At 48.3% G+C, this 8,061-nt stretch carries 12 protein-coding genes and 1 pseudogene; 1 reads left to right on the top strand and 12 read right to left on the bottom strand.

All coding sequences use genetic code 11. From position 1 onward, the window contains the following. Positions 1-203: 203 nt before the first annotated feature. The 7 genes from FGQ85_RS09270 to FGQ85_RS09240 are packed head-to-tail and all read right to left on the bottom strand — an operon-like array spanning position 204 to position 5,663. Complete coding sequence (locus FGQ85_RS09270) at positions 204-554, bottom strand: LysR family transcriptional regulator (protein WP_087253470.1); 351 nt, start codon at positions 552-554, stop codon at positions 204-206. Between the two features lie 38 nt (positions 555-592). Further along, the gene (modB, locus tag FGQ85_RS09265; RefSeq protein ID WP_118636839.1) at positions 593-1,264 is read right to left on the bottom strand and encodes a molybdate ABC transporter permease subunit; all 672 of its coding nucleotides are present in this window, start codon (positions 1,262-1,264) and stop codon (positions 593-595) included. A 15-nt stretch (positions 1,265-1,279) separates the two neighbouring features. Next, the gene (gene modA, locus FGQ85_RS09260) at positions 1,280-2,134 is read right to left on the bottom strand and encodes a molybdate ABC transporter substrate-binding protein (RefSeq protein WP_138373311.1); all 855 of its coding nucleotides are present in this window, start codon (positions 2,132-2,134) and stop codon (positions 1,280-1,282) included. A 28-nt stretch (positions 2,135-2,162) separates the two neighbouring features. Further along, on the bottom strand, positions 2,163-3,113 hold the full coding sequence (locus FGQ85_RS09255) for an MOSC domain-containing protein (RefSeq protein ID WP_087253475.1): 951 nt from the start codon (positions 3,111-3,113) through the stop codon (positions 2,163-2,165). Between the two features lie 3 nt (positions 3,114-3,116). After that, positions 3,117-4,094 (bottom strand): GTP 3',8-cyclase MoaA, encoded by a 978-nt coding sequence (gene moaA / locus FGQ85_RS09250; protein ID WP_138373310.1) that lies wholly within the window; start codon positions 4,092-4,094, stop codon positions 3,117-3,119. After that, complete coding sequence (moaC, locus tag FGQ85_RS09245; RefSeq protein ID WP_087253479.1) at positions 4,075-4,575, bottom strand: cyclic pyranopterin monophosphate synthase MoaC; 501 nt, start codon at positions 4,573-4,575, stop codon at positions 4,075-4,077. The genes moaA and moaC overlap by 20 nt, the downstream gene beginning before the upstream one ends. An 11-nt stretch (positions 4,576-4,586) precedes the next feature. Next, positions 4,587-5,663 carry a molybdopterin-binding protein gene (locus tag FGQ85_RS09240; RefSeq protein WP_138373309.1) on the bottom strand — a complete coding sequence of 359 codons (1,077 nt, stop codon included), beginning with the start codon at positions 5,661-5,663 and terminating at the stop codon, positions 4,587-4,589. Positions 5,664-5,836: 173 nt separating this feature from the next. On the opposite strand from FGQ85_RS09240, the gene FGQ85_RS09235 reads away from it, so the two are divergent. Beyond that, positions 5,837-6,145, top strand: a complete 309-nt coding sequence (locus FGQ85_RS09235) for a rhodanese-like domain-containing protein (RefSeq protein ID WP_087169597.1) — start codon at positions 5,837-5,839, stop codon at positions 6,143-6,145. Between the two features lie 77 nt (positions 6,146-6,222). On the opposite strand, the gene FGQ85_RS18370 is transcribed toward FGQ85_RS09235, so the two are convergent. From FGQ85_RS18370 to FGQ85_RS18365, 5 genes and pseudogenes are all read right to left on the bottom strand, one after another. Next, positions 6,223-6,381 (bottom strand): hypothetical protein, encoded by a 159-nt coding sequence (locus tag FGQ85_RS18370; RefSeq protein WP_171027929.1) that lies wholly within the window; start codon positions 6,379-6,381, stop codon positions 6,223-6,225. Positions 6,382-6,434: 53 nt separating this feature from the next. Continuing rightward, a pseudogene (locus tag FGQ85_RS09230) lies at positions 6,435-6,705 on the bottom strand (transposase); the annotation flags it as partial. Positions 6,706-6,813: 108 nt separating this feature from the next. After that, positions 6,814-7,311, bottom strand: coding sequence for a hypothetical protein (locus tag FGQ85_RS09225; RefSeq protein ID WP_347563082.1), 498 nt, complete (start codon positions 7,309-7,311; stop codon positions 6,814-6,816). 107 nt (positions 7,312-7,418) lie between these two features. Beyond that, a complete protein-coding gene (gene rhuM / locus FGQ85_RS09220; RefSeq protein ID WP_138373307.1) occupies positions 7,419-7,748 on the bottom strand; it encodes a RhuM family protein in 330 nt (109 codons plus the stop codon). Between the two features lie 21 nt (positions 7,749-7,769). Beyond that, on the bottom strand, positions 7,770-8,061 hold a 292-nt coding region (locus FGQ85_RS18365; RefSeq protein ID WP_347563081.1), incomplete at its 5' end, for a hypothetical protein.

The following is an 8,061-nucleotide window of genomic DNA, read 5'->3' as shown; positions in this document are numbered from 1 at the left end:
GGAACTCTCGCGCCGAGCGCGGTCGCTTTAGCGACAAATTTCTGCTTTGCGCGAGTGCGCATCCCGCGGAGCGTTTTTTTTAACAGGGAACGAAGTTTCCTGTTAAAAAAACTCCGGTCTCCGTAAAGATGCCAGCTGCATCTTCACGGGAGACCGGAGTTTTCCGTCCCGATTGCTTTTTCACTTCTGTATTTTATCTGTCTCTAATCGCTTTCCTGCGGGAAATACTGGCCGAACAATTCTTCCATCTTTTCCGTAAGCTCCTTTTCCATCTCCCGGTAACGCGCCAGAAACAGGCTTCCCTGTTCCGTCAGTTCGCTTTTTCCTCCTGAATTTCCGCCGTTATGGGAACTCAGCAGATGAAATCCCAGCTCTTTCTCTGCCCGTTTTATGATTTTCCAGCTTTTAGAATAGGACATTCCCATCTCGTTACAGGCCCCTTGAATAGATCCTTTCTTTTCTATCAGTTCCAGAATCCTTGCTACCCCCGGGCCAAAAAACCGTTCTTCTTTTTCCAATGTCAGCCGCAAAGCCGGCCGGATCTTTTCTTCCATTACCGCACTCCTTCGATGTTTTCTAAAAAGTTCCTGAACTACATTTTAATCTCATGCTCTGCTTTTGTCATCATATTCATTACCCAGACAGACAGAAACGCAATAACCAGAATTACCGCCACGTACACTGCCGCCCGGTCCATATTGCCGCCTGCAACTTCCGAATAAACAGCAAGGGGCAGGGTCCTTGTCTTGCCGGGAATATTTCCCGCCAGCATGGCAGTCGCCCCGTACTCTCCAAGACCTCTTGTCGTTGATAAAATCATACCGGAGAGAATGGACGGAAATGTGCAGGGGAAGAGAATCTTCCAGAGAATTCCCCATTTTCCGAGCCCCAGCATCTTTGCTTCCTCGATCATATTCTGATCAATCTGTTCAAATCCCGCTTTTGCGGAGCGGTACATCAGAGGGAAGGAAACGACAACCGCAGACAATACTGTCGCCACCCAGGAAAAGGCAATCCGGAAACCAAAAACTTCCTCCACAAAGCTCCCGATCGGGCGTCTTGCCCCGAAAAGCCATAACAGAAAGAAACCCGCGACCGTCGGAGGGAGTACAAGCGGAATGGTAAGAATCCCGTCCACCGCGGCTTTTAGTTTCCTGCCTTTAATAAACATGACTGCCCACGCTGCCAGAATCCCAATGACAAAGGTAATAACAGACGCACATACCGTTGTCTTAAGCGAAATCCAGACCGGAGAAAAATCCATCTCCTGTTCCTCCTGCTACTCGGCGCTGCGATAATCCGCAAATCCATAGGACTCAAATACGGACACCGCATCGTCAGAGATAATAAAATCGTAAAATGCCCTGGCAGCCTCCTGGTTTGGCGCATCCTTTGTCATTGCCACCGGATACAGAACCGGAGATTCCAGTGAATCAGCCGGCGCCTCCGCCACCACTTTGACTTTGTCTGTCGTTGCCGCATCTGTCGCATAGACAATTCCACAGTCCGCAGAAGACTCCGCCACCCAGTTCAGCACTTCCGTAACATTCGTTCCAAAACTTGCCTTTGCTGAAACCGTATCCCAGAGACCAAGATTTGTCAGTGATTCCTGCGCATACTGTCCCACCGGAACGCTCTCCGGATCCCCGACCGCTATCGTACCTGCATTGGCGATATCTTCAAAAGAGGAAAACTCTGCGTCGGAGGAAGCCGGGGTAATCAGTACAATCTTGTTTTCCAGCAGGTTGACAATCGTATCGCTGTCAATCATCCCCTCCTCTTCCAGCGCATTCATCTGCGTCGGCGCTGCTGAGAAAAAGAGATCTGCCGCAAGACCGGACTCGATCTGCTGCTGCAGCTTTCCGGAAGAATCATAGACACCTTCGATGTTCACATCCGGATGCTGCTCCTCAAATGCCGGAATCAGCTCCTCTTCAAATGCATATTCCAGGGAAGCAGCAGCAGCAAGCGTCACGGTTCCCTCCAGATTACTCCCGGATGTTCCATCCTCTTCCGTCTGCGATTTATTGCTTTCGGAAGCCTTGTCGCCGTCCCCTCCGTCCGAAGACTGGCATCCCATCATTGCAAGTCCCATTGTTGCTGCAAGAAGCAGCAGCATTACCCGTTTTTTCATAGATTTTTCTCACCTTTCTTTTTGGCATTTATCTTGCACACTCCGACTCGGATCCCCGAAGAATCCCCAGTCCGTGCTGTACACTCTCCAATATGATCTCCATACTTTCCCGCACTGCTTTCGGGCTTCCCGGAAGATTGACAATCAGCGTCTGTCCCCGTATGACCGACGCTCCACGGGAGAGCATGGCCCTTTTTGTATATTTCATGGATTCGGCCCGGATCGCCTCCGCAATCCCCGGTGCATTGCGGGTCATGACCTCCATTGTCGCCTCCGGCGTCGTATCCCGTTCAGAAAATCCGGTTCCGCCGCTGGTCAGAATCAGGCTGACCTGCCGCTGGTCGCAAAGCCGGATCAGTTCTTTTTTCAAAAGTGCCTTCTCATCCGGAAGAATCAATTCCTCTACCACATCAAATCCAGCCGCCGTCAGTCCTTCTTTCATAGCCGGGCCGCTTTCATCTTTGCGTTCCCCTTTACTTCCTTTATCGCTCATCGTGATCACTGCCGCCGTAAACGGCCTGTCTTTGGCCGGGAATTCGACGGTCATCATACTTCCGGTCTGAATGGTTCCGGAGGAAATGACTTCGGCAAATACGCCCTGCACCGGCATGATGCACTCGCCCATCCGATGGTAAATCCGACAGTGGGTGTGGCACTCCTTCCCGATCTGTGTCATCCGCAGAACCACATCCTGACACCGGAGAATTGTCCCGACCGGAAAGCTTCTAAAATCCAGATCCTCCACGACAAGATTTTCCCCGAACGCTCCGTCCTGCACATCCGCGCCTCTGGAATTGAATTCCTTTACTTTATCATAGGAGAGCAGGCTGACCTGGCGGTGCCAGTGTCCCGCATGGGCATCTCCCACAATCCCGAATCCCTTCTCAAACTTTGCTTCCGCCACGGCATGCTTTTCGGTTCCGCGCTTTTCACTGATGCAGATCGCCCGCACTCTGCCGGCGGTCTTTCTTTCTTCCATCTGTTATCCTCCTATCTCATTCATCCTTTTTTTCTCACTGATCTGATCCGGCTCTTCAAACCGGTGCCCGGCCGGCTTTCTTTGTCCCGCCGCACGAAAAATCTTCCGGATCCGTTCCTGTTTTTCCTCCGGCGTTTCCCCGCTTCTTATGACAGAGCGCAGATCTTCCGCATCGTCATAGCAAAGGCAGTATTTCAGCTTTCCGGCACTTGTAAGACGCAGGCGGTTGCAGCTTTGGCAGAACTTTCCGTGAATCGGAGAAATCAGTCCCGTCCTCCCAAGGAATCCCGGAATCTGCATATACACTGCAGGCCCAAATCCTGCACCTGCTGCCGGTGCCGCCTCCTGAAGATCCGGATACCGGTTTTTGATCATCTCAAGCACCCGCCGGTTGTCCAGTCCATGGTACTCTTTTCCGTATCCGATCGGCATCATTTCGATAAACCGTACATCCACCGGCCACTTTTCCGAAAGACGTGCCAGATCCAGAATTTCCGTCTCGTTGATTTCTCTGGCTGCCGCCACATTGATCTTGGTCCGGATCCCTGCGCTGACACAGGCTTCCACCGCCTTCAGTACTTCCTCCAGGCCGTCATATCCGGTAATCTCCCGGTACTTTTCTCTCTGCAGAGTATCCAGGCTGATATTAACTCCATCCAGTCCTGCCTCGAGAAGATCCGGAAGAAATTTTCTCAGCCAAATCCCGTTCGTCGTCAGCATAACCGTCTCAATTCCCGGAATCGCTTTCAGCATCCGGACACAGTCCGGACATCCTTTCCGTACAAGAGGCTCCCCGCCTGTCACACGTACATGACGGATTCCTTCCTGTGCCGCCACCCTTGTAATTTCACGGATTTCCTCGTAAGTCAGGATCTCCGACATCGGCACGGAATCAATGTCATGGGGCATACAGTACCGGCACCGGAGATTGCACCGGTCTGTAAGGGAGATCCTGAGATAATCAATCTTCCGCCCGCTCATAGTCTCCTGATGCACCACCTTTTTTTCTGCATAGAAAGATATCTGTCATTTCCATGCTTTTATCTACCGCCTTGCACATATCATAGATTGTAAGAAGCGCCGTATTCACTCCGGTCAGAGCCTCCATCTCCACGCCGGTCTTACCCTCGCAGCGCACCGTACAGACTGCCCGGATGTATCGTTTCTTCGGATTCCGGTCCTTTCGTTCCCCGATCATCTCAAAATCCACGGCCACTTTCGTCAGGCTGATCACATGGCAAAGCGGAATGATCTCACTTGTCTTTTTCGCTCCCATGATTCCCGCAATCCGGGCTACCGAAAGGACGTCTCCTTTTTTCATGCTTCCTTCCAGAATCTTCTGATAGCACTCTTCGGACACACCGATCTCGCCCTGTGCCGACGCCTCCCGTCTGGTCACCGCTTTTTCTCCGATATCGACCATCACCGCGTTTCCGCTTCCATCAAAATGTGTAAATTCCATATCTGTTCTCCCTACTTTCCAAATCCGCAGTTCGGATAGGTGCAGACCGGGCAGTTCAGACACAGTCCGCCCTCTCCGAGATGTGCAAGCTCCTCTGCGGTCACCGGATCATCCGCCAGTACTCTTGGCAGTACCAGATCGAAGATCGTCCTCTTTGCGTACATCACGCAGCCCGGAAGTCCCATGACTGCCTGACCTTCTTCCATATAAGAAAGCAGAAACATGGCTCCCGGAAGCACCGGAGCTCCATAGGATACGATCCGTGCGCCGGAATTTTTAATCGCAAGGGGCGTCCTGTCATCCGGGTCTACACTCATTCCCCCGGTACAAAGCACCAGATCCGCTCCTTCTCCGAGAAAACGCAGAATCGCCTCTGTCACCATCTCCGGTTTGTCATCGCATGCGGCATGTCCGATAATCTCCACCGGATAATGCCCGAGCTTTTCTTCCAGTACCGGAGTGAAGGTATCTTTGATCCGTCCTTTATAAACTTCGCTTCCGGTCGTGATGATGGCAGCCTTTTTCGTCCTGAAAGGCAAAATCGAAAGGATCGGCGCTCCGCCGTTTTCCTCCTGCACCGCTTTTTCCGCTCTGTCCATCTTGTCTTTTCCGATGACAAGCGGGATGACACGCATCCCTGCAAGCTTGTCGCCCTTTTTCACCTCGGTATTACCGTGTCGTGTGGCAATCATCATTTCCCCCTGGGAGTTTACCCGGTAAAGGGCTCCGGAATCCACTTTCAGAAGTCCATCCGTCTCCGCTGTCAGCTCAATCTTACCTTCCTTTGCTTCCGACGCGCTCATATACCGGAAGCACTTTACTGCTCCGTCAAAGGCCGCCTCCGCACTGCTTCCTCCCTGACAGATCCTGCGCAGAATCTCGGCTCCTTCATCTTCGTGAAGCATCCCTTCTTCCTGCTCCCAGACATACAGATTCTCCTTCCCCACACTTAAAAGAACCGGAATATCCTCCCTGGTGACAATGTGTCCTTTTCTGAATACCGGTCCTTTCTTTTTGTCCTTTATAATCTGCGTGATGTCATGGCATAAAATACATCCCTCTGCATCTTCTGTTCTGACTAATTTCATGTTTCTTCTCCCCGTTCTCTCTTTGATACCGTACTGTTTTTTAAAACATAACGACTGGTACAAGTATAGCAGAAGATCAATGCCCTGTAAAGCGTTCTCTTTTTGTGACATGATCACAGAAATTTCCTCAAATATGGTATACTATAAGAAAAAACCGAAAGGAAGGTCTGCTTATGTCATATACAAAAATTACACAGGAAGAAGCAAAAAAACTGATGGATGAGAGGGATGACATTCTGATCGTCGATGTACGAAATCCGGAAGAATACGCACAGGGACATATCCCGGGTGCCATTAATGTTCCAAATCCTTCCATCACCAACCGTGAAATTCCGGAGCTTCCGGATAAGAATCAGGAGCTTTTAATCTACTGCCGTTCCGGACAGCGCAGTAAAATCGCAGGAAAGAAACTAGCCGTCCTCGGATATCAAAATATCAAAGATTTTGGCGGTATTATGGAATGGAAATATGAGGTGGAATAATCATAGACGAAAAGGTGGACACTACCGGTACTTCGGTACCGCAGCGTCCATCTTTTTCGTTTTTCCTCTATTGTTTTCTACAGAAACTGGCGGACCGGAATGGTTTCCTTCTCCTCTCCTGTCTTAAAAGGTTTACAGCAGGAAAGATCCCATATTTCCTGAAAATAATTCTGAAGCTGCAGATAAGATCTGCCTTCTTCCGGCACGGACTCGTATACGAGAATATCACGATCCATGTTGTAGGACTTCTTATATTCACCGAGGAAAATGTCATCGGTATTTCTTCCGCGAATTTCTGTGATGCAACAGCTTTCGAGAGATGTCTGTGCTTCATCATGCCTGACACATTCAAATCTTCAATGGTTATATAAGATGGCTTGGTTTTCACGATCTCTGCTACCGTTTTATTGATATAGTCAGTACGGATGTTATCTATCTTACGATGAAGTCTCTGTACTTTCAGCTTTTGTTTTTTGTATATTCTTCTGAGCGGACTCTCCTTTCTTTAAATTCTCATATTTGCGTGAGAGGCATCTTTGCTCTCTACGCAGTCTCTTTTTTGTAAAATCTATACGAATAACTCTGCATTGTGCTTTTGTAAAAAATGCAGGGATGGCATCCTTCAACCCATTCCTGCATCCTGTAATTTTCTTCTATTTCTATTTTTTCTAAAACGTCATTGTCCCTGACATGACGATGGTTCCGTCTGTTTTCACACCTGCGATCTGGTAAGTGTCTCCTGTAGATTTTTGATACATTCTGATCTCATCACCATAAAAGCTCTGTGCTACATAATGAAGTTCCAGTTCTTTCAATCTCTGGCAGTCATAGAATTCCGGCGAAAATACATTCTCCATCAGATTGACATATCTAAGATTTGCCATGTGGTGGCTTTTGTCCAGATCCGAATACTGCACTTTGTGGGAAAATACGTATTCCATATCGGAAACATCCCGTTTTATTTTTGCGAAAGGATCCAGCGCAATTTTCTCCTCGCACACAACGTCCTGCGGCATCTCGATGTCGGACAATTTCCCTATTTTCTGTTCTTCCAGATGAAATACACAACTTTCCAGTCTTCCCAGTGCGTAGACTTCATTTCCAACGGATACCTTCAAATCCTGCCAGATTCTTACTTTGTCCTGCTTCTCAATCCATGTTTCCATATGGAGCGGTCCTGAAAAATCCGCCTGCTTGATTACGCGCATTTTGTATTTTGTGTACATCCACGCCATGCCGTATGTTTCCGGAATTTTCGAATCAAAACTGTTCTCTACTCTTTTAATGCAGAATTCGCCCAGCGTCGAAACTCTACGCCTCGTTTAGATTTTACACGATAGCCGACGGAGATAATTACGTCCGATGTATAAAATGGAACTGGTTGCTTTACTCCAACAACACGCATTTTTTGAGTGTTGTTTTCTCTTATGAGTTCTTCTGAGAAAACATTATTTATATGTTTCCGAATTGTCTTTTCATCACTTCCAAATAATACAGACATCTGATTAGCACTAAGCCATACTGTATCACTTTCTATTGACACTGGCAGCGCAATACTCTTATCTTCTGTCTCAAATAAAACAATTTCTTTTTCATACCCCATAAGTTTCTCCCTCCTTTCATTCTACTCCATATCACTTAAAGCCTGCAAATACCCATCTAAACGTTTCCGTGCACCCGGGTCAAGCCTTTCATATTTTTGAATCAACTCATATTCTCTTGAATTTTTGTCAATCACAACATAGTCCATCTGCTTATATTCCTTGGGATTTTTACTATCCGTCTCCAACAGCAGCTCATATGGAGAAATTTCCAACACCTCACATATGATCATAATCTTAGGCGTTTGCGAAACGCCACAAGCCGCATAAATACGGCATTTTTTGCTTTTAAAAACAAATAACTCCTCACCTGAT

The organism is Pseudoflavonifractor sp. BSD2780061688st1 E11, assembly GCF_005844125.1.
GTDB classification, from domain to species: Bacteria; Bacillota; Clostridia; order Lachnospirales; family Lachnospiraceae; genus Sellimonas; species Sellimonas catena.
Note: the sequence above shows the minus strand (reverse complement) of the source record. Positions and strands in the feature narration are given on the sequence as shown.